Source organism: Aeromonas sp. INTO2 (genome assembly GCF_049860605.1).
GTDB lineage: Bacteria > Pseudomonadota > Gammaproteobacteria > Enterobacterales > Aeromonadaceae > Aeromonas > Aeromonas caviae.
On the sequence record NZ_CP187588.1, the window covers coordinates 487,626 to 509,606 of the forward strand.

Sequence of the window (21,981 nt, forward strand, 5' to 3'; positions counted from 1 at the left end):
TCACGCAATGGGCGCGAGCTTAATCAGGTCTGATGGCGTTTTTATGACAGTGGCCGTGCCAGCTCCCGTTGACTTGGGCTCTTCACCAGCAGGCCGAGCAGGGCGCCGCCCATGATGAGCCCCCCCGCCAGCAGATGGCGCGGGGTGAGCGCCTCGCCGTTGAGCCAGACCAGCAGCAGGGTGCTCAGCAAGGGAGTGAGGTAGGCGAGCGCGCCGATGCGGCGCGGATCCCCGTCCCGCAGCGCCAGATACCAGGTGACGAAGGCCGCCCCCATGGGGCCGAGGGCGAGCCCGGCGATGAGCAGCCAGTCCCCCAGGGGGATCCGGGCGAATGGCAAGGGGCCTTCCAGCATCCATGCCAGCAGCAGGGCCAGGAGGCCCGCGGGCAGGCAGGCGGCGGCCGTGACCACGGCAGGAGCGGGAGGCAGGCGGCGGGAGAGCACGGAGTAGGCGCCCCAGACGATGGCGGCGCCGAGGGCCAGCAGGTAGCCGGGCAGATGGGCCTGTTGCAGTTGCAGGTGACCATCGACCATCACCAGTACCGATCCCGCGAGACCCAAGGCCCCGGCCAGCAGATGGTGCAGGCTCAGGGGATGACCCGGCAGCAGCAAGGGGGTGAACAGGATGATGCACAGCGGCCAGAGGTAGTTGATGAGGTTTGCCTCCAGCACGGGGGCGTGGCGAAAGCTTGTGAACAGCAGCAGGTGATAGAGCAGCAGGGTGGTGATGGTCACCAGCCAGGTGAGGGGGCTGGCGCGCCACTGGCGCCAGAATGGCAGGGTGCCCGCCCCGCAGAACAGCAGCACCAGCCCCACCAGCACCAGCGGCGAGACGCTGGTGATCCGGGAAGTGAGTGCGGCGAGGGAGGCCCACAACAAGATGGTGAGCAGGGCAAAACCGGTGGACTTGTCCCACCAGGAAGACGCAGGCATCCAACACTCCTTTGCAAGATGAATGAACGAAAAAGAGGGCCAGTCTAGCAGACTGGCCCTCGTCACACAGCGTTGCCGTGACGGTGCGGGTTATGACTCCCGGCTCGGGACGGCCCCTGCCGCCGGGGCCAGGGACTGCCCCTTGACGTACCAGACGATGAGGGCCAGCACCAGCAGCGGCAGCACGGGGTCGAACCAGGTGCCGCCGGAGCCGAACAGCAGGTTCAGCAGGGCGACGCCGGTGCCGCCGATGGCCCAGGCGATGGTGGTCGGGATGGACCAGACGATCATCTGCTGCTTGACGTCGGAGATCCCCATCATGCGGTTGACCACCCAGAACAGGCTGTCGTTGAAGTAGCCGAAGAAGAGCGACCCCATGGTGGCGGCCTGGGCGGCCAGCAGCATGTTGACCCCGGGGATCTGCGCCAGGATGGGGGCGGAGATGGAGGCCGCCGTCACCATGGCCACGGTGCCGGACCCCTGGATGAGGCGCACCAGAGTCGCCACGATGAAGGGGATCAGGATGGGGGAGATGGGCAATTGGGCGATCTGCTCGGCCAGTTGCTGACCCGCGCCACTGTCGCGCAGCACGGCCCCCAGCGCCCCACCGGCACCGGTCACCAGCAGGATGATGCCGGCGGATTGCAACCCCTCTTCCAGGCGGGCGGCGGTGGCGTGCCTGTCCATGTGCGGGACCAGGGTATAGACCGCCAGCAGCACGCTGATGGCCAGCGCGATGATGGGGGTGCCGATGAAGTTGATGCCCTGCACCAGAGGGTTCGCCATCAGGCCATCCATGCCCTCCAGGGTGGCCAGAGTGGTGAAGATGGCCTTGACGAAGATGAGCACGATGGGCACCAGGATCGGCAGCAGCGACAGGGTCAGGCTCGGCAGGGTCTTGCCCTCCTTCTCCTTGAGGTACTGCTCATAGGTGGCTTGCAGCTCGTCCGGGGTCTGGGCGGCCTGGGCACCGAACTCGGGGTACTTCTTGTCGAGCCACTGGGCGTAGAAGACGATGCCGAGCACGCAGGGGATGGCCAGGGCCATGCCGGTCAGCAGCATGGCGCCGATGTCCACGCCAAACAGGCCTGCAACCCCCAGCGGGCCCGGGGTCGGCGGCACGGTATGGTGGGTCACCACCAGGCCGCCCGCGAGCGCCACCCCCAGGGTGAGCAGGGAGCGCTTGCCGCTTTTCGCCAGCGCCTTGGCCACCGGATAGAGGATGACGAAGGCGGAATCCACGAAGATGGGGATGCTGACGATGTAGCCCGTGATGGCCAGGGCCCACTCCTCGCGGCGCTTGCCGAGCCACTTGATGAAGCTGTAGGCGATCTGTTCGGCGGCGCCGGAGACCTCAAGCAGGCGACCCATCATGACCCCGAGGCCGATGACGATGCCGATGCTGCCGAGGGTGGAGCCAAAGCCCTGGGTGATCACGGTGAGGGTCTTGTCGATGCTCATGCCGCCGGTGATCCCGGCGATGCAGGCCGCCGCCAGCATGGCGATCAGGGCGTGCACCCGGGTACGGATGACCAGGAACACCAGCACGAAGACCGCGATGATGAGACCGATGATGGGGGTTGGGATGTCGCTCATGATGCCTCCTGCATGTCATGGGTGATGAAACTGTCGATGATGTCGGCAAACGTCCTGTCTGCCGCGAAGCCGAGGGTGCTGGCCCGCTGGTTGTCGATGCGTCCCGGCCAGCTCGCGACGATGCGCTCGATGGCCGGATCGGCGGCAAACTGCACCCGATCCCGGGCCGCCTGGCCACCGGCCCGTGCGAGGGCCTCCAGCATTTCGCCGACGGTCACGCTGATGCCGGGCAGGTTGATGCTGCGGGCGTCACCGGTGGCGGGAAGCCTGGCCGCCAGCAGGAAGTTCGCGACCACGGTGGCGGGGCTGGAGAGCCAGAGGCGCAGATCCGGGCTCACCGGGCAGATGGCGCTCTCCCCTTGCAGCGGCTCGCGGATGATGCTGCTGACAAAGGAGGAGGCGGCGCGGTTCGGTTTGCCCGGCCGCACGCAGATGGTGGGCAGGCGCAATACCAGACCGTCGACGAAGCCCTTGCGGCTGTAGTCGTTGACCAGCAGCTCTCCCATGGCCTTCTGGGCGCCGTAGGAGGAGGTGGGGGTGAGCGCCGTGCCGTCATTCACCAGCTCCGGCAGCGGGCCGCCATAGACGGCGAGCGAGCTGGTGAAGACGAAGCGGATGCCGGGCCGGGCATGGCGGCACGCCTCCAGCAGGGTGCGGGTGGTGTCCAGGTTGACCTGCCAGCCCAGATCGAAGTCCTGCTCCGCGTGGCTGCTGACGATGGCGGCCAGGTGGTAGACCACGGCGGTCCGCTCGCTGATGAGGGACTCGGCGACACCGGGTTCGGTGAGGTCGGCCCGCAGGCAGCGAACCCTGGGGTCCGGCAGGGGGGATTGCGGCTGCTGGATGTCCACCAGCAGCAGCTCGGTGAAAGGGTGGGGGCCTTGCAGCAGAGCCCGGGCCAATTTCTGGCCCAGGAAGCCACCGCCGCCGGTGATGATGATCTGCATCTTGTTATCCTCAGACTCGTTCATGTTCAGGGTCGTTATTGTTGTGTCAGCCAGCCCAGCCCTTCCCGGGTGCCGGCTCTGGGGTTGTACTCGCAGCCTATCCAGTCGTGGTAGCCCGCCTGCGCCAGCGCCTTGAACAGGTGGGGGTAGGCGATCTCCCCCTCGTCCGGCTCGTGGCGATCCGGCACCGAGGCGATCTGGACATGGCCGATGGCCGGGCCCAGCTTGCCGATGAGACGGGTGAGATCCCCGTCCATGATCTGGGCGTGGTAGAGGTCAAGCTGCACCCCCACGTTAGGCCTGTCTATCTCCTGCACCAGGGCCAGGGCGTCGAGCTGGTGGGCCAGGAAGTAGCCGGGCACATCTCTATCGTTGAGCGGCTCCAGCAGCACCTTGATGCCGTCTTCGGCCAGGAAGTCGGCGGCGAAGCGGATGTTGTCGATCAGGGTCTGGCTGTGGGCCGAGAGGCTATGAGCAGGGTCCACGATGCCGCTCATGGCGTGTACCTTGGTGCAGCCGAGCGCCAGGGCATAGTCACGCACGCTTGACAGGTGGCCGCGAAACTCCGCTTCCCGTCCCGGGATGGCAGCCATGCCGCGCTCCCCTGCCGCCCAGTTGCCCGGCGGCATGTTGAACAGGGCCTGGGAGAGCCCCTGCTCGCGCAAGCGGCGGCCCAGCTCGGCGGCCGGCCACTCGTAGGGGAAGAGGAACTCCACCGCCTCGAAGCCTGCGTCGCGGGCGGCGGCGAAGCGCTCCAGGAACGGCACCTCGGTAAACAGCATGGTGAGATTGGCTGCAAACTTGCTCATGGTTTCATCCTCCTCAATTCATCAATTTCGGGTTCGCTCAGGTAGCGGATGGAGTGGCCATGGAGCATCAGTGCCAGGCGCGCCGTCTCCTCCAGCTCTTCCATGTTGTTGACCGCATCCACCAGATCCTTGCCCGTCACCACGGGGCCGTGGTTGGCAAGCAGGAAGGCGTTGCCTTCGGGAGCGCGGCGCCCCAGCTCCTCGGCGATGCGGGCATCCCCCGGTTTGTAGTAGGGGATGAGCGGCAACTGGCCGACCCGCATCACGTAGTAGGGGGTGAAGGGGCGGATGACGTTGGCCGGATCCAGCCCCTCCAGACAGGAGAGGGCGGTCAGGTGGGTGCAGTGCAGGTGCACCACGGCCCGGCAGTCCGGATTGTTGTGGTAGATGGCGAGGTGGAAGGCCACCTCCTTGGAGGGGCGATCACCTCCCAGGTGTTCCCCCTGCAGGTTGACGTGGGAGAGCCTGTCGGCGCTCAGACGTCCCAGACAGGAGCCGGTCGGGGTGGCGATCAGGGTACCGTCCGGCAGCAGGGCGGAGAGGTTGCCGGCGCCCCCGGTGGCATAACCGCGCTGGAAGAGGGAAGCCCCCAGCATCACCATGGTGTCGCGCAGTGCCTGTTCAGTCATGGAAGTACTCCTGAGCCTTGTCGAAGAAGTCGTCGCTCCCGAAATTGCCGGATTTGAGGGCCAGCGACAGGGGGGCGTCGATGGCCCGCACCCAGGGCACACCGGGGGCGATCTGCGGGCCTATGTGGAACGCCTTGACGCCGAGGGCCTGGGTGACCCGGCTCGAGGTCTCGCCACCGGCGATGATGAAGCGGTCCACACCGGCGCCTTGCAGCAGTTGGGCGAGGCGGGCAAAGCAGTGTTCCACCGCGTCGCTGGCCGCCTGCTGGCCGTGGGTTTCCTGAATGCGGGCCAGCTCAACCGGGCTGGTGGTGGCGTAGACCAGCGGGGCCGGGGTCCGGGGCTGGTCCAGTACCCAGCGCGCCAGTTCGGCCGGGTAGTCGGCATCCTCGAGGCAGCGCACCACATCCAGTGCCAGGGCAGGAGCGTGCTGGCGATAGCGGGCCACCTGACGGTTGGTCATCTCGGAGCAGGAGCCCGACAGCACCGCGGCGCGGGTGCCTCTGGGCCAGCCCGCCTCGCGGGCACCCTGCAGATCGCCGCGGCCAAGCTGGCGGGCGAGGCCGATGGCGAGGCCGGATCCGCCGGTCACCAGAGGCATGTCGAGGGCTGCGGTGGCGATGTCCAGCAGGTGCTGCTCGGTCAGGGTGTCGACCACGGCGTAGCGCACACCAGCTTGCGTTAGCTGCTCAAAGGCGTCGGCAATGGCGCCGGGACCCTGTGCGATGGTATTGAACGGCACCAGACCGGCACGGCCCTGGGCCTGCCCCTCCATCAGCCGCAGCAGGTTGCTGTCGGTCATGGGGGTGATGGGGTGATGGCGCATGCCGGACTCGGCGAGCGGCTGGGCGCCGACGAAGAGGTTGCCCTGATAGACGGTGCGACCGTTCACCGGCAGGGCCGGGCAGATCAGGGTGAACGTGCTCTCAAGCGCCGCCAGCAGGGCGTCGGTGACGGGACCGATGTTGCCCGCCGCCGTGCTGTCGAAGGTGGAGCAGTATTTCTGGTAGATGCGCGGGCAGCCGCGGGCCTTGAGCCAGTCTAGGGCCGCCAGGGAGTCGCGTACTGCCTCATCGGCCGGGCAGGAGCGGCTCTTGAGGCTGATCACCACGGCGTCGACCCCGGTCAGATCCGCCTCAGCCGGGATGCCGGCAAACTGGATGGTGGAGAGGCCGTTCTCCACCAGGAAACCGGCGATGTCGGTGGCGCCGGTGAAGTCGTCTGCGATGACTCCGAGTTTCATGCTTGCTCCTCCTGACCCGGCAGGGTGATGCCTGAGAAGATCTTGATGACGGCGCTGTCATCTTCCTGGCCGTGGCCCGCGTTGCTGGCACCGAGGAACATGTTCAGCGCCGTGCTCGCGAGCGGCAGCGGGAAGCGCAGCGCCTTGGCGGTGTCCGCTACCAGAGTGAGATCCTTGACGAAGATGTCCACTGCGGAGCGGGCCTGGTAGTCACCGGCCAGCACCCGGGGCATGCGGTTTTCAAACATCCAGGAGTTGCCGGCGGCATGGGTCACCACGTCATACATGAGATCCAGGGACACCCCTGCCCGGCTGGCCAGCGCCATCGCCTCGGCGGCCACCGCGATGTGCACCCCGGCCAGCAGCTGGTGGATGATCTTGACCGTGCTGCCCTGGCCCGGCTCGCTGCCGACCCGGTAGACCTTGCCGGCCACCGCATCCAGCACCGGGGCCAGCTTGTCGAAGGCGGCGTCGGAGCCTGCGGCCATCACCGTCATTTCGCCGGCATCGGCCTTGATGGCACCACCGGAAACCGGCGCATCCAGCATCGGCAGTCCCATCTGCGCCAGCTCGGCGGCCAGGGCGCTCGCCTCTTCGGCAGCGATGGTGGAAGAGACCATGATGGCGGTGCCCGGTTTGAGGTGGCGAGCCAGCCCCGCTTCGCCGAGCAGGATGCGGCGCACCTGGGTGGCGTTGACCACCAGCAACAGCACGGCATCGAGCGTCTCGGCCAGAGGCCTGGCATCGGCCATGACGGCGGCGGCACCGGCCTGCTGCAACTGGCCGCGGGCCTGTTCGCTGAGGTCGATGCCATAGGTGGTGAGCCCGGCCCGCAGGCAGGAACGGGCGGCGCCCATGCCCATGGCGCCCAGGCCGATGACCGCAACATGATAGGGAGTGCTCATCTCGTGATTCCTCGATTACGACTGATGAGCAGATAGTAGAGGCTTGCGGCGATGAAATATCAGGCAGTCGTCACAAAAAATAACTTAATTGGTGTTAATTTTTGTTATTTATGAGGGTTGAGATTCTTTAGAGTCAAATTTTGGCGTTTTTTGTGTGAATAAATGTGATCCGTGAGCCCGTTTCAGGTTATTTATCATTTTTTCCCAGGTCGCTGGGGTAGAATGGCACCTTCCTTTTCCCGAGGCGCGAGGCAAGATGATTCCCGTAGAGCGACAGCAACGTATCCTGCAACTGCTGGCAGAGCGCGGCGTGGTCAGCATAGTGGAGCTGACCGACTGGCTGCAGGTCTCCCACATGACCATCAGGCGCGACATCCAGAAGTTGGAGGAGCAGGGGAGGGTACTCTCCGTCTCCGGCGGGGTCAGCCTCTCCCAGCGGATCAAGAGCGAGCCCTCTCACGCCGCCAAGCGCAGCCTGATGCAGGGGGCCAAGCTGGCCATTGCCCGGCTCGCCGCCGCCCAGGTGAGCGAGGGGAGCACCGTCTATCTGGATGCCGGTACCACCTCCCTGGAGCTGGCCCGGGAGCTGGCGCTTCGGGAAGACCTGATGATAGTGACCAACGACTTCATGGTCTGCGCCTACCTCATCGAGCACGGCCGCTGCCGCCTCTATCACACCGGGGGTCAGGTCATTCGCGAGAACCAGTCCTGTGCCGGGGAGGCCACCGCCCACTTCCTGCGCAACCTCCATCTGGACATCGCCTTCCTGTCAGCCTCCTCCTGGGACAGTCAGGGGATCTCCACCCCGAGCGAACAGAAGGTGCCGGTGAAGCGGGCCGTGGTGGAGTCGGCGGCGACCCGCATCCTCATCTGCGATTCGTCCAAATATGGCAAGGTGGGGACCTTCAACGTGGTGAGCTGGGATGCGATCGATCAGGTGATCACCGACGAGCAACTGCCCCAGAGCGCCCGCGAGGCATTGGCACAGCACGGGGTCAGGGTGACCATGGCGCCGCTGGCCAGTCTGGTGGCCAGCGCCGAACAGGGGTAAGGAAAGGGGCGACAGGGGGCGAACCACTGCGCCACCCGGCCGGGATCAGCGACCCTCTGCGGCCGGTGCGTCCGTCAGCTTGGCGGAGCCCTGGATCACCTCCCCCGCCTTCTCGATATCCCGCCCCATCCCGTGGATGGTGTTGCAGCCCAGCAACCAGAGGCTGGTGCACAGCACCAGCAGCATGCGATTCGTCTTCATCCTTGCTCCTTTCATGCTATGGGGTCAGTTTGAGCAGGCGCCCCTGGCCTGAATCCGTCAACAGGTAGAGGGCGCCGTCGGGGCCCTCCTTGACGGTACGGATCCGCTCCCCCAGATCGGTCAGCAGCCGCTCCGCCGACACTATCTTGTCTCCGTCGAGGTGCAGGCGCAACAAGGCCTGACCGCGCAGGGCGCCGACGAACAGATCCCCCTGCCACTCCCTGAACAGGTCCCCCTGATAAAAGGCCATGCCCGAGGGGGCGATGGAGGGCACCCAGATCCAGCGCGGTGCCGTCATACCCGGCGCGCTCTGGCCCACGCCAATCTTGCCGCCCCCGTACTCCTCGCCAAAGGTCACTCTGGGCCAGCCGTAGTTGTGGCCTGGCAGGATGAGGTTGACCTCGTCCCCGCCCTGGGGACCGTGCTCGTGAGCCCAGAACTGCTGGCTGCCCGGACGCAGGGCCGCCCCCTGCATGTTGCGATGGCCCAGGCTCCAGATCTCCGGCAGGGCCCCCGGCGTCTTGACGAAGGGGTTGTCGGCGGGGACCCGGCCATCCTTGTGCAGGCGTACTGTCTTGCCGAGGTGGTTGTCCAGCGTCTGGGCCCGCTCCCGCTCGGTGTAGCGATCCCCCAGGGTGATGAAGAGGTGGTCATCCGTCAGCACCAGGCGAGAGCCGAAATGGGCGCCGCCAGCCACCTTGGGCTCTTGGCGAAACAGCAGTTGCCAGTCGACGAGGGCGTCTTTTTGCAGCCGGGCCCGGGCCACGGCGGTGCCGGCGCCCCCGTCCCCCGGCTCGCTGTAGCTGAGATAGAGCCAGCCATCGCTGTCCAGGGCGAGATCGAGCAGACCCCCCTGGCCCGTGGCGGCGAGGGGCGGCAGGCCGGAGACCACATGGCGGTTGCCACCCGCGTCGATGCGCAGCAGGCGCCCAGGGCGCTCGCTGACGAGGTAGCCGCCATCCGGCAGCAAGGCCAGTCCCCAGGGGTGGCGTAGCTCCCCCGCCACCGGGGTCAGGGTCAGCGCCCGCACCGGGAGCACCAGGCAGACAAGCAGCAGGGCAAACAGTCGCAACATGGGGGCCTCCTCGCTCGGCCAGACCTGAATGTCGCTGAAGTATAGGGGAGGCAAACGGGAAAACGTGAGCAACAACAAGCCATTGGATGATACCGGCAGCGCCGGTTGTCCCTTGGGGCAGGAAGGGAAAGGGGGTGAGCCAGGGCTCACCCCCTCTGGCTAGAAGAGGGCTGGCACGATGCGAAGCGGGTGCTCCGATGGTTTGACTTTGCCTATCTTGCGCTTGGGCAGCTTCACCGGCTCCGTCGGCAGCGCCTCGTAGGGGATGTGCGCCAGCAGGTGGGAGATGATGTTGAGGCGCACCCGTTTCTTGTCCTCGGAGTGGGCCACGAACCAGGGGGCCCAGGCGGTGTCGGTGGCGATGAACATGGCATCCCGCGCCCGGGTGTAATCATCCCAGCGATCGAAGGACTTGATGTCCATGGGGGAGAGCTTCCAGATCTTGCGGCCATCGTCGATGCGATCCCGCAGCCGCCGCTCCTGCTCTTGTGGGGTCACCTCCAGCCAGTACTTCAGCAGAATGATGCCAGAGTCCACCAGGGTTTTTTCCACCATGGGGGTGCCAGCCAGGAATTTGTCGCTCGCCTCCTCGCTGCAAAAACCCATGATGCGCTCCACCCCGGCCCGGTTGTACCAGCTGCGATCGAAGATGACGATCTCCCCCGCCGCCGGCAGATGGGGGATGTAGCGCTGGAAGTAGAGCTGGCTCTTCTCCCGCTCCGTGGGGGCGGGCAGTGCGACGACCCGAAAGACCCGGGGGCTGACCCGCTCGGTGATCGCCTTGATGGTGCCCCCCTTGCCGGCCCCGTCACGCCCCTCGAAGACGATGCAGACCTTGAGCCCCTTGTGCACCACCCACTGCTGCAGCCTGACCAGCTCCACGTGCAAGAGGCGCAGCGCCTTTTCGTATGCCTTGTTGCCAAGGGGCTTTTGCGCCTCGGCCACGACCGGTTCTTCCGTTCTGGATTTTCGTTTGCTGCCCATGATGTCCTTCTCTGTGTCTCGGCGAATGGAGGGCCGTCCTGCCGGACGGCGCCCTTCAAGGGTAGATGACGGTGTGCCGCCACCGGGAGTGGCAACTACAGGGGGATGGCTGGGATCATCTTTGGTGGGGCTCGCGGGGTTGTTGGTGGCAGTGAGACATTGAAGAGGGGGGGCGGGACCTGGCCGCCATGGATGCAGGGGAAATGGCGCAGAAACGCACAAGGGGCTGGCATCATGACGATGCCAGCCCCTTGCTGTGTATGGTGTTCCCGACTGGAGTCGAACCAGTGGCCTGTCCCTTAGGAGGGGACCGCTCTATCCTGCTGAGCTACGGGAACCTTGTGGCGGGCATTATACAAGAAGCATTGTGCTTTTAAACCCTTGATTCCTATTCCAATACGGCCAGGTCACCGATTTGGACATTGAACGGCGAATATTTGTTCTGACTGCTGATGATGGCGCCATCCTCAAACACCTGCACCACCTCGAACAGACCGTCAGCGGGGTTGCGCATCACGCGGGACTTGCCATAGGGGTCGACGAAGTCGGCGCTGTGCTGGACCCGGAACTGGTCCCCGAGCTTGACCCCGTTGCGACGGCCCAGGTTGATGTGGGGGCCGCGCTCGTGCTGGGCCACGATCCGGGCGGTGACGGGGGCACAGGCGAGTTCGGCGGCGATGTCCTGGGCCGCCTCCTTCAACTGGTAGCCCACCTCCTGGCCAAAGCTCGACTGCCAGAACTGGCCGCCGCTGCTGCCCACCTGCTCCCGCTTGGAGAAGGTCCAGTTGGCGCGGCCTTTGTACTCCTTGCGACCGAGCAGGCTGCCGTTGATGCCGTCGAACAGGTAGAGCTGCATGGAGAAGTTGCGCACAGGATCCTCATACCAGCTGGTGAGGGCGTTGCCCTGGGGCTCGAGGGAGAGATCGTCGATGCTGCCGAGCACCAGATACTGGCTGTCGGTGCGCAGGCTCAGGGCCTTGATCTCCTCGAGGGCGCTGCGATCCCCCTGTTGCAGATGGAGAGGGTCGATGCGCAGGTTCTCGTCCAGCCACTGGCGAGCGACCACCTGGGGTGTCGTCGCCAGGGTTTCAAACAGCCGGCGGGAGAGATCGGCGGGCATGTCGTCCAGGGCACCGGTGCTTGCCTGGTCCGGGTAGCGCATGCGCAGGCGCACCAGCGTCAAATCCTTGGCGTAGTGCTGGGTCTGGCAGATCTGCCGCTCCGCCTGGATGTCGGCCACGAGGGTGATGTACATGCGGCCGTTGCGCACCTCTTCGCGCTTGAGGCGGTACTGGCGGATGTCGCCGCCGGAGCGGATCTGGATCTGCTCGGAGCGCAGGCTGCCGTTTTCCAGGCGCTGGATGCTGGAGACGGAGGCACCGCTGGCCAGCAGCGCCTGGCGCAGGGCATCCCGGGTCGCCTGCTCGCGGGCGTAGACCTCGTCGCCCCCCAGAATGGCGGCACTGCCCTGGGCCTCGATAAGTTCGGCCCTGGCCGACAGGCTGGCCAGCAGCAGGGTGAACAGCAGCGAAACTTTCATAACAAACACCTTGAGTGGGCGACCCCGCTGCCGCCGGTGGGGCGGGTCAGGGATCCTGGACACAGATCCGGTCTGCACCGGAGCGGGTGACCAAATAAAAGCAAGAACCATGCCTTCTTCCCTGGCCGGAGCCCGTACGGCGGGCTCCGGTGGCACAGTACACGCCTTTGCTTGGGGATCATCGAGGATCCTGCGCGCATTCCCGCCTCAAGTGTTGGCGGTTGCGACCGATAACAGGTCAGGTGCAGATACAGGAAAGGTATCCATGAAGAGAGTTATCACGGTGCTGGCGGTGGCGCTGGCATTGGTCGGTTGCGGGTCGGCCGACCCCATCAATCGGGAGCTGGGAGACCCCCGCCAGGCGGCGAAGGGGATGGAGCTCAACTGGCTGGTGGCCCGCATGACGGATCAGCTGATGGAGCGCAAGTCTCTCACGACCCTGACCGAGCCCATTGCGGTCGCCTCCTTTGTCGATCTCGACACCCTGAAGGACACCAACTGGATGGGACAGCAGATCGAGGAGAGCTTCATCTACGAGCTGAACCGGCGCGGTGAGGTGGTGGTGGACTTCAAGACCACGGGCAACATCCAGGTGACCCCGCAGGGGGACTTCGTGATGAGCCGCAACTACAAGGATCTCTCGTCCCGGCTGCCCATCTCCCGCATTCTGACCGGCACCTTCAGCCGCAATCAGCAGGGGATCCTGGTCAACGCCCGCATCATCGATCTGCGCACCAAGATGGTCGAGACCACGGCCCAGAGCCTGATCCCGAAACAATATTTGTCCGGTGCCAGCAACTCCTTTGGCCGGGCCTCCATCAATCGCGGTTACCTGATGCGGGGGGGCCAGAGCCCGTCCGGCCATCTGGTCAACCTGACCCCTTGAGGTGGCGCGTCATGAAGCGTGAAGCGGGCTGGCTGACATTGAGCCGTGAAACATCGGGTGTGGTGAACAGGAAAACGGGGAAACAGCGATGAAAATCTTGTTGGGTTGCCTGATGGCCATGTTGCTGACGGCGTGCAGTGGCAACCGGGTGGTGAACTATGACGTGGGCGAGAAGCCCGATGACTTCCCGGTGCTCAAGGCGGTGGGGTATGCGGTGATCGACATCCAGCCCGGTCCCTCCCAGTCCGAGAAGATGTTGCAGGCGATCCGCGCCTCCAAGATGGACGCCTACCGGGAGCTGGCGGAGCAGCTCAACGGCCAGCAGGTGCGCGGCCAGAGCAGCTACAAGGACCTGACCCAGACCTCCAACTCCCTGGATGTGTCGGTGGCGGGCATGGTGCGCGGTGCCCGGGTGGTGGCGACCTATCCCCGTGGCAACACCTATGCCACCGAGCTGGAGCTCGATACCCGCAACCTCTATCACCTGAACCAGCTGATGGCGGGCCAGTTCTAGGGCGGGTCCGGGGGGCGCCGGCATGAGCCCGGCGATCATCACGGCACAGACAAAGGCGAGCGCAGGCTCGCCTTTTTGTTTGGTCGGGAAGGGGCTCGGATCTGCGGGGAATAACCGGGGTTAGCGTCTTGGGGGGTAGCTGGTCTTCGGCAGGAGAAACGGAGTTGATGGCCGGTCGGGATCCGGCCTGTGGCGAGGAAAAAGGGGGCTGAGGTAGTACAAGAGGCGCCCGGGCGCCGGAATGGCGGCCTTTTTTGTTTAGGGAAATCTAACGATATAGTCATGTCGTTAAATAAAGCCAAACGATAGAGAGGCCCGGCAGGCGGCAAAAGGGGGCCGCAACGGGAGGAAGATGGCCTGATGGTGAGTGGAAAGACAGCCGCGCCAGGATCCCGGGTCCACGAGGAAGGGGGTGGAGGGCGGTTTAACGCCGGAAGGGAAGGGCGGGACTGGGCCGCGTCTCACGGGGAGGGAGCACAGAGCACAAAGGCGAGCCGGGGCTCGCCTTTGTGCGGCAGGGGCGGGATCCGCTCCCCATCAGCTGCCCATCAAGACGGGCGGCACGGCGGTCGGCTTGACGTCTTCGCTCGGGTAGCAGCCCAGCACCTTGATGTAGCGGGTGATCTTGGTCAGCTCCAGCAGGGCGGCCTGCATGGCCGGGGTCTGCAGGTTGGCGGAGACATCCAGGTAGAACATCTCCTCCCAGGGGTTGCCCTGCACCGGACGGGATTCCAGCTTGGTCATGTTGATCTCGTGGCTGCGCAGCACCAGCAGCGCCTCCACCAGGGAGCCCGGCTTCTGGGAGGTGGACATGATGAGGGTGGTCTTGGCCGGGATCTGGGGCGCAACGTCGATGGGCTTGCGCGCCACCACGATGAAGCGGCTGTAGTTCTCCTTCTGGTTGGCGAGCTGCTCGGCCAGCACGTCCAGGCCATAGAGCTCGCCGCCGGCGGCGCTGCCGATGGCCGCCGCTTCCGGGCTTGCCAGCTCCTTGACCTTCATCATGGCGCTGGAGGAGGAGTCGCAGATCTCGTGGCGCGCCCCTTCCAGCTTGCTGAGGTAATGGGAGCACTGCTGGAACACCTGGGGATGGGCGTAGAAGGTCTTGATGCGTTCGATCTCAGTGGGCACGGCGGTGAGGATGCAGTGCTCGATGGGATAGGTGAGCTCACCCACGATGGAGAGGGTGGTGTGCTGCATCACGTCATACACCTCGTTGATGGAGCCCGAGCTGGTGTTCTCGATGGGCAGCACCCCGAAGGCGGCGCGGCCCGACTCCACGGTGTCCAGCACCTCGCGGAAGTTCTGGCAGTTCACCTCGATCACCTGATCCTTGTAGCGGGCCAGGTACTTGCGGGCGGCCAGGCTCGAGTAGGAGCCGCGCGGTCCCAGGTAGGCAACGCTGGTCATGGGCTCCTGCTGCTGGGGGTTGAGCAGGCTCTGCAGGTAGGCCTGCTGGGAGAGCACGGAGTCTTCGATGATGGTGTGGTAGATGCGGGTGATGTACTGGGCATCCAGTCCGAGGGCGCGCCCTTTCTGGATCAGGGCGACCAGCAAGTCCTGCTCGCGCTGGTGGTCACGGATGGGACGGGGATTGGCCTGCTTGGCGCGGGCGACCTCGATGCTGAGGGTCTTGCGTTTGGCCAGCAGGGCGAGCAGCTCCTGATCCAACTGGGTGATGTCGTGTCTGATCTCGTCGAGCGTTGCCATGGTGGTTCCCTATCCAGTGATTCTGTGGTGTGTGGTGCAAAAAAAAGCCTCCGCTGGGGAGGCTCGATTCGTCTTTGGTTTCTGTTTACGCGAATGGTTCACGTGACGACGGGCCTTCCCTCATGTGGGCCGGGTAAACGAGAAAACAAAGAAGAATGGTGTGTTCATGGGCGTGTCCTGAATGTAACGCCATAACCATTAAGGGATTTGGCGGTGCGATGCAAGTAAAACTTGCCCGGGGGCGTTGAACGGGGCAGGGTGGTGGCTCGGGTTGCCGAGGGGGAGTGAGCGTCGTTCTGGTCCCTGTTTGTGGCAACCGCCGTGACCACATCCGTGGCAACAACACATAGAGGGGACGAGACGATGGCGGTGATCTTCGATCTGGGCAGGGTGGTGGTGCGCTGGGATCCGGTGGCCATAGTGAGTGGGGTGCGCGGACCCGAGGGGGCGACTGGGATCGCGGAGCAGCTGTTCAACCACCCGGACTGGCTGGAGGTGGACAGGGGGACCCTCTCCCTGCACACCATGGCCCGTCAGGCGCAGGGGCGCACCGGCCTGTCGATGGCGGAGAATCTGGCCATCTTGCAGGCGGTGCCGTCCTCCCTTGTGCCGGATCCTGCCATGGTGGCGCTCATCGAAGAATTGCACGGTGCAGGCCACACCCTCTATGCCCTCTCCAACATGGGGCACGCCAGCATCGACTGGCTGGAGCAGCATCAGTCCTTCTGGCGCTTCTTCAGCGGCAAGGTGGTGTCGGCCCGGGTGCGGATGCTCAAACCTGAGCCCGACATCTACCGCTATCTGCTAGTGTCGTTCGACCTCAAGGCTGGGGAGTGCCTCTTTATCGACGACAGCCCGGCCAACGTGGCGGCGGCCGAGGCGCTCGGTCTGCGGGGGCTGATCTTCACCGATCCGGCCCGGTGCCGGGCGCATCTGATCGCTCAGGGGCTGCTGCCTGCCTGAGGAGAGCCAGTTTCGCTTCGCAGCGAAAAAAGTGGGCAAAACCTTGATTGAGGGCAAATAACGTACAGCTTTATCCATGCTCTTTAAGTGTATATTCAGCTTGGTGTGGGCAAAATGGTATCCAGTTCATCATCCGGAGTTGTTGTTATGGATGCCAATGTCGTTGCGCTGCATCGGGGATACGATCAGACCTTTCAAGCCAGGGAACAGAGGCTCATCAACACCCTGGCCGGTTACAGCGAACTGCTTGTCTCCTTCTCCGGCCGACTGGAATCTTGCTACAGCATGGATCTGTGCCGGGCCAGCGGGGTGCGATTTCGCGCCATCACCCTGGACAACCCCACCCTCAGCCGCCAGTCGGTGGCCAGGGCAGAGCGCTACTGCCGGCACTACGGCATCCCCCATCAGGTGCTCAAGACCGACGAGATGATCTTCAGCGCCCATCTGGGCCACCTCGCCGAGGTGACCGACCCGGTGCGCTACCTCTGCCAGCAGCTCGAACATGAAGAGGGCCCGCCGCTGCTGATGTCGGCCTCGGTGGAGGAGAAACGGGAATACCTGCGCCGATTCCACAGCCTGCCCGCCAACACCCTCTGGATCTTTGCCGAGCAGGGGATGACCAACCGGGATTTTCGCTACGGCTTTCACCAGCGGCAACTGGCGCTCTGGGGAGACGTGGGGGAGGCCTGCCTGAGCCGGCGGTTTGTCGATATGGCCTCCCTGGACAGGCGGCACCTGCGGATGGTCGACATGGCCGAGCAGATGCTGGTGGACATGGGGCTGGGGGGAGCCCAGGTCTTCTTCCATACCCTGGGTGACAGGGTCACCACCCTTGCGAGGATCCGGGTGCCCGAACGGCTGCGGGCCCTGGTGTTCGACATGCAGCCCACCATCCAGAAGGCCCTCAGGAGTGCCCAGTTCGATCTGGTGACCCTGGATCTGGCCACGCTGGAGGATCCCCACCCCCTGGTCATCTGAGCCGGGGCGTAACGTGAGGGGGGTCATAGGCAAGGAGGGCGCGACTCTTTATACTGCCCCCTTCGCATCCTTTATCGAGTGCCTGCCCATGAAACCCCTCTCCCGACTGCTGGTCGCCCTCTGTCTGTGCCCTCTGCTGGCCGAGGCGGCTCCCCTGCACCAGATCACCTTGCCGGATGGTCGCCAGGTGCAACTCAATGACGATTTCACCTGGGAATACCTGCTGGTCAAGCCGGCAGCCACGGTAGCCGGTCAGGCAGTGACGGCGAGTGTCGTGGCCCCGGTGCTGACCGAGCAGGCCATGGCCCATCCCGACTTGCTCTCCCAGGCGACCCGGGACGGCATCACGGTGAAGCTGGACCAGGTGGCGGGGGACGATCCCCTCAGCCTGCAGTTCGTGGTGAGCAACACCGGCAGTCGCAACGTGGTGCGCGTCAACGGCAGCCTGACCCTGTTCAGCGCCGACGGGGTGCAGCTCTCGAGCGAGCCCGTGCGCTTCTGGGTCGGGGAGAACCGCCTGCCTGACTCCTACCTGCGCAAGGGGGAGGCTCGCGCTTCCCGGGCCATCGAGCTGGCACGACCCGCTGGCCTCACCGGCAAGCCGCTGGTGCGGGTGCAGATCGACGAGGTGGAGTTCCGCTAGGATGACGGCGGGGGAGCCCTCGCTCCCCCGCAGAGTGTTGCACCGGTAACCACCAGCAATATCCGCTTACATCTGACATGGTTTGGCAACAGCTTGCTCCTCGGCGTTGCCCCCTTTGCCCGTCACAATGGCTCCATTCCAGTTAGGTGCGCCTAACTCAACCCATGGAGTCAACAAAATGCAAAAGATCGCACTGTCTGTTCTGGTTCTGGCCGGTCTCTCTTCCACCTCCGTCCTGGCGCAAGATGCCTTCAGCTATGCCAAGGGATCTGCCACCTGGGCCCACACCAAGTCTGACTACATCGGTGGCAAGGATGGGGAGAACCGCGACTTCGGCGGCCTGAGCCTGGATCTCTCCAAGAGCTTCACCAGCAATGTCTATGGCCGGATCGGCAGCGAATACACCTCCCGCAGCAGCGGCAACGACAGCATGGCCATCTCCAGCCTGGGGATGGGTGTCTACACCACCCTCAGCACCGGCCTGAACCTCTACGGTGAAACCGGCCTGATGGGCTACAGCCTGGAACGGGAGCTGGCCTCCGACGTGAACCACTCCGGTTGGGATACCCTGGCCCGCAAGAAGAGCGGCAGCCTCTACGGAGAAGTGGGCCTGCGCTACGACATCGGCGCCGTCGAGCTCTCCACCGGCTATCGCTACGCCAACATGACCGACGACATGCACGACTTCAAGGCGGGGGCGGCCTACAAGCTGACCCAGAACCTGGCCCTCACCGCCGACTACACCTATCGCAACTGGGATCTGCAAAAAGGCTCCATCTCCAGCCTGGGTGTGAAATACAGCTTCTGATCATCCTTCCTGCAGGGTCTTCACCTTTACCCATGACTTCGGTCATGGGTTTTTTTTATGGGGGCTGATCCGCCCGCCGCCCCCTGGCCGTATCAGTTCGCAATAGTTATACAGCTTCCAATTTTTTGTATAACTGCTATAACTTACTCAAGGCTTATACAAGGGGCTTCATCATGTACAAGATCAAGGTCGGTATCAGTGCCTGTCTGCTCGGCCAGGAAGTGCGCTTCGACGGGGGCCACAAACGATCCAGTTTCTGCGAACGGGATCTGGGCGCCCATTTCGACTATCACCCCGTCTGCCCCGAGATGGCCATTGGCCTGGGCGCACCCCGCGCCGCCATCCGGCTGGTGAAGCGCCAGGGCGAGGTGCGGGCCGAGGCAAGCAACGGCAGCTTCGACGTCACCGACAAGCTGATTGCCTTCAGCGAGCAGAAGGCACGACAGCTCGACTTCCTCTCCGGCTACATCCTCTGCGCCAAGTCCCCCAGCTGCGGCATGGAGCGGGTGCGTATCTATGGCGCCAACAACGAGGGGAGCGCCAAGGAGGGGGTCGGCCTCTTCGCCAAGGCGCTGATGGAGGCCAACCCCCTGCTGCCGGTGGAGGAAGATGGCCGCCTGTGCGACCCCATCCTGCGGGAGAACTTCGTGCTGCGGGTCTTCGCCTACCACGACTGGCAGCAGCTCTGCGCCCGGGGGATCACCGCCTCAGCCCTGATCCGCTTCCATTCACGCTACAAGTACCTGGTGCTCTCCCACGCCACCACCCACTACCGGGCGCTGGGGCGCCTGCTCGCCAACCTTGGCAAGGCCAACCTGCAGGAGGTGGCCGACAGCTACATCCAGGGGTTGATGGCGGCGCTGACCCTGCGGGCCAACCGCCGCAGCCACACCAATGTGCTGATGCACCTGCAGGGCTACTTCAAGCGGGTGCTGACCCCGGCCCAGAAGCAGGAGCTGTGCGACACCATCGACAAGTACCGCACCGGGGTCTTCCCGTTGCTGGTGCCCCTTACCCTGATCCGCCACTACCTGCGCGAGTACCCGAACCCCTATCTCGCCGAGCAGGTGTACCTCAATCCCCATCCCGACACGCTGAAATTGCGTTACGGGCTGTGAAGGTGTGGCTGGATTTGGCCGATCAGGCCTACCTCGACCTTCATCCCGACACGCTCAAGCTGCGCTACGGGCTCTGAACCCTCTGTGCAGGCCCTGGTGGATGACCGGGGCCTCTTCCCAACGTCTGATGGACTCTCTCATGTCTGATGAATCACAAGCAGCCGCACCTCTCCCCGACGAGGGCGTCTACCCCATTCGCGAGGTCTCCCGCCTCACCGGCGTCAACGCCGTCACCCTGCGCGCCTGGCAGCGCCGCTACGGGCTGGTGCAACCGGCCCGAACCGAGAAGGGCCATCGCCTCTACAGCGAGCAGGATATCCGCCAGATAGGCGAGATCCTGAGCTGGCTGGAGCGGGGGGTGAGCATAGGTCAGGTGAAGGGGCTGCTGAGCGAGCCCCAGAGTGCGCCGGTGAGCGATCACTGGCAGCAGACCCTGGAGCAGTTCAGCCAGGCGCTGCTCGCCTTCAACCAGCGCAAGGCGGAGGCCGAGCTTGGCGATCTGCTGGCGAGCTACCCCTTCGAGCTGGTGCGCAGCCGGGTACTGCAGCCCCTGGTGGAGCGGCTGCTGGGGCTGTGGCGCGAGCGTCCCGGTGGCGAGCTGCTGCAACAGGTGTGGCTCGGCTGGCTGCATACCCGCTTCGCCCGCCACCTCATCGAGCAGGAGAAGGGCATCCCCGTCACCCTGGCAAGCTGGGGGCAGGTGGGGCCGCTGGATCTGGTCTGGGCTGCGTATGAGCTCATCGGTCAGGGTTATGAGGTGCAACTGCTGGGGGCGGTGGAGCCCCGCCATGCCACCCTGCTGGAGGGGCGCGCCACTCCCCCCTGGCTGATCCTGCTGGGGGCCGGGCTCGGCAAGCAGGACCAGGCCGCCGAATGGCCAGCGGGCACCCGCTTCTTTGGCGAGCTGGGACGCCTCTACGATGAGCCGTGGCGGCGTGCCCGCAACTGGCACGCCACCCTGGCAGAGGTCAGTGCGACGACCCGCACTGCCAAGGCGAAGGGCAAGGGCGGGAGAACACCGTCATGAGGCTGGTCTGGTTTCGCAACGATCTGCGTCTGGCCGACAACCCGGCCCTGCGCCACGCCTGCGCCGGAGATGAACCGGTCGCCGCACTCTTCATCGTCTCGCCGACCCAGTGGCAGGCGCACAAGCTGGCCCCGGTCCGCCAGCGCTTCATGCTGGCACAGGCGGATGCCATGGGCCGCGAGCTGGCGGCCCTCGGCATTCCGCTTCATCTGCTGCGGGTCGAGACCTTTGCCGAGGTGCCGACGGCGCTGACGGCGCTCTGCCGGGAGCTCGGGGTGAGCCAGCTCTACGCCAACCAGGCCACCGAGATTGACGAGCTGCGCCGCGACCACGCCGTCAGCGCCGCGCTGGGGGAGCAGGGCATGACCAGCCACTGGTTCAACGGCTGCTGCGTGCTGCCGCCCGGTCGGGTGCTGACCGGGTCGGGGGAGATGTTCAAGGTCTTCACCCCCTTCAGCCGCGCCTGGCTCAAGGCTCTCGAGGAGGATGGCTTCGTCATTCACCGTGCCCCCGCACCACGCGGCGAGCCGTTGCCGTGGCTGCCATTGGCCGAGCGGGAGTGGGTGGACGACGGGCTGGGGGATCTGACGCCGGACACCCGCTGGCCGGTGGGGGAGGCCGAGGCGAGCCGCCGGTTGCACGCTTTTCTGGATCAGGCTGTGCTCGATTACGGCGAGACCCGGGACTTTCCGGCGCTGGCGGGCACCTCCGTGCTCTCCCCCTATCTGGCGGCGGGCATCATCAGTGCCCGCCAGTGCGTGGGGGCGCTGCAGCAGCGTCTCGGCTACCGGCCCCAGTCGAAGGCCCAACCCGGTTTCGTCTGGCTCAACGAGCTCATCTGGCGCGAGTTCTACCGCCACTTGCTGGTGCTGATCCCGAGCCTCTCCATGAACCGCCCCTTCAAGCCGGAGACGGCGGCCCTGCCGTGGAGCTGGGATCCGGATGCCTTCGCCGCCTGGTGCGAAGGGCGCACCGGCTACCCCGTGGTCGATGCGGCCATGCGCTGCCTCAACGCCACTGGCTGGATGCACAACCGGCTGCGGATGATAGTGGCGAGCTTCCTCACCAAGGATCTCCACATCCACTGGCGGCTCGGGGAGGACTACTTCATGAGTCGGCTCATCGACGGGGATCTGGCGGCCAACAATGGCGGCTGGCAGTGGGCGGCGGGGACCGGGGCCGATGCGGCGCCCTATTTCCGGGTCTTCAACCCCACCACCCAGGGGCAACGATTTGATCCACAAGGGGAGTTCATTCGTACCTGGGTCACTGAGCTGGCGGATGTGCCTGCTGCCTATCTCCACGAGCCCCACGACTGGTTGCGGCTCAAGGGGCGGCAGGATTATCCGGCCCCCATGGTGGATCATGCCGTTGCACGGGTGAGGGCCATCGAGATGTTCCGCGAACTGGAGAAAAACTAGC

Annotated in this window: 22 protein-coding genes, 1 tRNA gene and 1 other annotated feature; of the genes, 10 read left to right on the forward strand and 13 right to left on the reverse strand. The window is 65.1% G+C overall.

Annotation, left to right across the window (positions count from 1 at the left end; translation table 11 throughout):
* Positions 1-41 precede the first annotated feature (41 nt).
* From ACPW74_RS02385 to ltnD, 7 genes are all read right to left on the reverse strand, one after another.
* Positions 42-932 carry a DMT family transporter gene (locus ACPW74_RS02385; RefSeq protein ID WP_279981779.1) on the reverse strand — a complete coding sequence of 297 codons (891 nt, stop codon included), beginning with the start codon at positions 930-932 and terminating at the stop codon, positions 42-44.
* A 90-nt stretch (positions 933-1,022) separates the two neighbouring features.
* Positions 1,023-2,528: a GntP family permease gene (locus ACPW74_RS02390; protein WP_010673294.1), complete on the reverse strand. Its 1,506-nt coding sequence runs from the start codon at positions 2,526-2,528 to the stop codon at positions 1,023-1,025.
* Entirely contained in the window at positions 2,525-3,499 is a 975-nt protein-coding gene (gene denD / locus ACPW74_RS02395; RefSeq protein ID WP_223942894.1) for a D-erythronate dehydrogenase, read from the reverse strand. The genes ACPW74_RS02390 and denD overlap by 4 nt, the downstream gene beginning before the upstream one ends.
* 11 nt (positions 3,500-3,510) lie before the next feature.
* Positions 3,511-4,284 carry a 2-oxo-tetronate isomerase gene (otnI, locus tag ACPW74_RS02400; RefSeq protein ID WP_279981778.1) on the reverse strand — a complete coding sequence of 258 codons (774 nt, stop codon included), beginning with the start codon at positions 4,282-4,284 and terminating at the stop codon, positions 3,511-3,513.
* Positions 4,281-4,913: an aldolase gene (locus ACPW74_RS02405; protein ID WP_041214644.1), complete on the reverse strand. Its 633-nt coding sequence runs from the start codon at positions 4,911-4,913 to the stop codon at positions 4,281-4,283. Before ACPW74_RS02405 ends, otnI begins: the two co-directional genes overlap by 4 nt.
* Positions 4,906-6,156: a 3-oxo-tetronate kinase gene (otnK, locus tag ACPW74_RS02410; protein ID WP_279981777.1), complete on the reverse strand. Its 1,251-nt coding sequence runs from the start codon at positions 6,154-6,156 to the stop codon at positions 4,906-4,908. Before otnK ends, ACPW74_RS02405 begins: the two co-directional genes overlap by 8 nt.
* Entirely contained in the window at positions 6,153-7,061 is a 909-nt protein-coding gene (gene ltnD, locus ACPW74_RS02415) for an L-threonate dehydrogenase (RefSeq protein ID WP_151028305.1), read from the reverse strand. The genes otnK and ltnD overlap by 4 nt, the downstream gene beginning before the upstream one ends.
* Before the next feature lie 256 nt (positions 7,062-7,317).
* Here ltnD and ACPW74_RS02420 point away from each other — a divergent pair, with 256 nt between their 5' ends.
* Positions 7,318-8,112: a DeoR/GlpR family DNA-binding transcription regulator gene (locus tag ACPW74_RS02420; protein WP_010673300.1), complete on the forward strand. Its 795-nt coding sequence runs from the start codon at positions 7,318-7,320 to the stop codon at positions 8,110-8,112.
* 45 nt (positions 8,113-8,157) lie between these two features.
* On the opposite strand, the gene ACPW74_RS02425 is transcribed toward ACPW74_RS02420, so the two are convergent.
* The 5 genes from ACPW74_RS02425 to ACPW74_RS02445 all read right to left on the reverse strand — a co-directional run bounded on the left by ACPW74_RS02425 (position 8,158) and on the right by ACPW74_RS02445 (position 11,912).
* Complete coding sequence (locus ACPW74_RS02425) at positions 8,158-8,313, reverse strand: entericidin A/B family lipoprotein (RefSeq protein WP_010673301.1); 156 nt, start codon at positions 8,311-8,313, stop codon at positions 8,158-8,160.
* 16 nt (positions 8,314-8,329) lie between these two features.
* Positions 8,330-9,388, reverse strand: coding sequence for a PQQ-dependent sugar dehydrogenase (locus ACPW74_RS02430; protein ID WP_279981776.1), 1,059 nt, complete (start codon positions 9,386-9,388; stop codon positions 8,330-8,332).
* Between the two features lie 159 nt (positions 9,389-9,547).
* Complete coding sequence (gene ppk2, locus ACPW74_RS02435) at positions 9,548-10,372, reverse strand: polyphosphate kinase 2 (RefSeq protein ID WP_279981775.1); 825 nt, start codon at positions 10,370-10,372, stop codon at positions 9,548-9,550.
* A 261-nt stretch (positions 10,373-10,633) separates the two neighbouring features.
* Positions 10,634-10,710 (reverse strand) — tRNA-Arg (locus ACPW74_RS02440).
* Positions 10,711-10,760: 50 nt separating this feature from the next.
* On the reverse strand, positions 10,761-11,912 hold the full coding sequence (locus ACPW74_RS02445; RefSeq protein ID WP_039041370.1) for a flagellar assembly protein FlgT: 1,152 nt from the start codon (positions 11,910-11,912) through the stop codon (positions 10,761-10,763).
* A 265-nt stretch (positions 11,913-12,177) separates the two neighbouring features.
* Between ACPW74_RS02445 and ACPW74_RS02450 the strand changes: the two genes are divergently transcribed.
* Both ACPW74_RS02450 and ACPW74_RS02455 read left to right on the forward strand, forming a co-directional pair.
* Positions 12,178-12,798 (forward strand): FlgO family outer membrane protein, encoded by a 621-nt coding sequence (locus tag ACPW74_RS02450; RefSeq protein WP_010673310.1) that lies wholly within the window; start codon positions 12,178-12,180, stop codon positions 12,796-12,798.
* 88 nt (positions 12,799-12,886) lie between these two features.
* The gene (locus tag ACPW74_RS02455) at positions 12,887-13,312 is read left to right on the forward strand and encodes an LPP20 family lipoprotein (protein WP_010673311.1); all 426 of its coding nucleotides are present in this window, start codon (positions 12,887-12,889) and stop codon (positions 13,310-13,312) included.
* Positions 13,313-13,849: 537 nt separating this feature from the next.
* Here the strand turns inward: ACPW74_RS02455 and pheA are convergent.
* Complete coding sequence (pheA, locus tag ACPW74_RS02460) at positions 13,850-15,022, reverse strand: prephenate dehydratase (RefSeq protein WP_010673312.1); 1,173 nt, start codon at positions 15,020-15,022, stop codon at positions 13,850-13,852.
* Between the two features lie 38 nt (positions 15,023-15,060).
* Positions 15,061-15,194 (reverse strand) — a sequence feature (Phe leader region).
* A gap of 191 nt (positions 15,195-15,385) precedes the next feature.
* On the opposite strand from pheA, the gene ACPW74_RS02465 reads away from it, so the two are divergent.
* From ACPW74_RS02465 to phrB, 7 genes are all read left to right on the forward strand, one after another.
* A complete protein-coding gene (locus ACPW74_RS02465; protein WP_143238388.1) occupies positions 15,386-15,985 on the forward strand; it encodes an HAD family hydrolase in 600 nt (199 codons plus the stop codon).
* A 147-nt stretch (positions 15,986-16,132) separates the two neighbouring features.
* Positions 16,133-16,963 (forward strand): hypothetical protein, encoded by an 831-nt coding sequence (locus tag ACPW74_RS02470; protein WP_424930778.1) that lies wholly within the window; start codon positions 16,133-16,135, stop codon positions 16,961-16,963.
* Positions 16,964-17,051: 88 nt separating this feature from the next.
* Positions 17,052-17,606, forward strand: coding sequence for a DUF3157 family protein (locus tag ACPW74_RS02475; protein WP_049637018.1), 555 nt, complete (start codon positions 17,052-17,054; stop codon positions 17,604-17,606).
* 178 nt (positions 17,607-17,784) lie between these two features.
* Positions 17,785-18,414 (forward strand): outer membrane beta-barrel protein, encoded by a 630-nt coding sequence (locus ACPW74_RS02480; RefSeq protein WP_279981728.1) that lies wholly within the window; start codon positions 17,785-17,787, stop codon positions 18,412-18,414.
* A 173-nt stretch (positions 18,415-18,587) separates the two neighbouring features.
* On the forward strand, positions 18,588-19,532 hold the full coding sequence (locus ACPW74_RS02485; protein WP_010673317.1) for a YbgA family protein: 945 nt from the start codon (positions 18,588-18,590) through the stop codon (positions 19,530-19,532).
* Between the two features lie 139 nt (positions 19,533-19,671).
* The gene (locus ACPW74_RS02490; RefSeq protein ID WP_425858538.1) at positions 19,672-20,559 is read left to right on the forward strand and encodes a MerR family transcriptional regulator; all 888 of its coding nucleotides are present in this window, start codon (positions 19,672-19,674) and stop codon (positions 20,557-20,559) included.
* The gene (phrB, locus tag ACPW74_RS02495) at positions 20,556-21,980 is read left to right on the forward strand and encodes a deoxyribodipyrimidine photo-lyase (protein WP_201932745.1); all 1,425 of its coding nucleotides are present in this window, start codon (positions 20,556-20,558) and stop codon (positions 21,978-21,980) included. The genes ACPW74_RS02490 and phrB overlap by 4 nt, the downstream gene beginning before the upstream one ends.
* Position 21,981: the final 1 nt, after the last annotated feature.

Coding starts and splice junctions, on each gene's coding strand:
- ACPW74_RS02385 (WP_279981779.1), bottom strand. CDS start 932: ATGCCTGCGTCTTCCTGGTGGGACAAGTCCACCGGTTTTGCCCTGCTC.
- ACPW74_RS02390 (WP_010673294.1), bottom strand. CDS start 2,528: ATGAGCGACATCCCAACCCCCATCATCGGTCTCATCATCGCGGTCTTC.
- denD (WP_223942894.1), bottom strand. CDS start 3,499: ATGAACGAGTCTGAGGATAACAAGATGCAGATCATCATCACCGGCGGC.
- otnI (WP_279981778.1), bottom strand. CDS start 4,284: ATGAGCAAGTTTGCAGCCAATCTCACCATGCTGTTTACCGAGGTGCCG.
- ACPW74_RS02405 (WP_041214644.1), bottom strand. CDS start 4,913: ATGACTGAACAGGCACTGCGCGACACCATGGTGATGCTGGGGGCTTCC.
- otnK (WP_279981777.1), bottom strand. CDS start 6,156: ATGAAACTCGGAGTCATCGCAGACGACTTCACCGGCGCCACCGACATC.
- ltnD (WP_151028305.1), bottom strand. CDS start 7,061: ATGAGCACTCCCTATCATGTTGCGGTCATCGGCCTGGGCGCCATGGGC.
- ACPW74_RS02420 (WP_010673300.1), top strand. CDS start 7,318: ATGATTCCCGTAGAGCGACAGCAACGTATCCTGCAACTGCTGGCAGAG.
- ACPW74_RS02425 (WP_010673301.1), bottom strand. CDS start 8,313: ATGAAGACGAATCGCATGCTGCTGGTGCTGTGCACCAGCCTCTGGTTG.
- ACPW74_RS02430 (WP_279981776.1), bottom strand. CDS start 9,388: ATGTTGCGACTGTTTGCCCTGCTGCTTGTCTGCCTGGTGCTCCCGGTG.
- ppk2 (WP_279981775.1), bottom strand. CDS start 10,372: ATGGGCAGCAAACGAAAATCCAGAACGGAAGAACCGGTCGTGGCCGAG.
- ACPW74_RS02445 (WP_039041370.1), bottom strand. CDS start 11,912: ATGAAAGTTTCGCTGCTGTTCACCCTGCTGCTGGCCAGCCTGTCGGCC.
- ACPW74_RS02450 (WP_010673310.1), top strand. CDS start 12,178: ATGAAGAGAGTTATCACGGTGCTGGCGGTGGCGCTGGCATTGGTCGGT.
- ACPW74_RS02455 (WP_010673311.1), top strand. CDS start 12,887: ATGAAAATCTTGTTGGGTTGCCTGATGGCCATGTTGCTGACGGCGTGC.
- pheA (WP_010673312.1), bottom strand. CDS start 15,022: ATGGCAACGCTCGACGAGATCAGACACGACATCACCCAGTTGGATCAG.
- ACPW74_RS02465 (WP_143238388.1), top strand. CDS start 15,386: ATGGCGGTGATCTTCGATCTGGGCAGGGTGGTGGTGCGCTGGGATCCG.
- ACPW74_RS02470 (WP_424930778.1), top strand. CDS start 16,133: ATGGATGCCAATGTCGTTGCGCTGCATCGGGGATACGATCAGACCTTT.
- ACPW74_RS02475 (WP_049637018.1), top strand. CDS start 17,052: ATGAAACCCCTCTCCCGACTGCTGGTCGCCCTCTGTCTGTGCCCTCTG.
- ACPW74_RS02480 (WP_279981728.1), top strand. CDS start 17,785: ATGCAAAAGATCGCACTGTCTGTTCTGGTTCTGGCCGGTCTCTCTTCC.
- ACPW74_RS02485 (WP_010673317.1), top strand. CDS start 18,588: ATGTACAAGATCAAGGTCGGTATCAGTGCCTGTCTGCTCGGCCAGGAA.
- ACPW74_RS02490 (WP_425858538.1), top strand. CDS start 19,672: ATGTCTGATGAATCACAAGCAGCCGCACCTCTCCCCGACGAGGGCGTC.
- phrB (WP_201932745.1), top strand. CDS start 20,556: ATGAGGCTGGTCTGGTTTCGCAACGATCTGCGTCTGGCCGACAACCCG.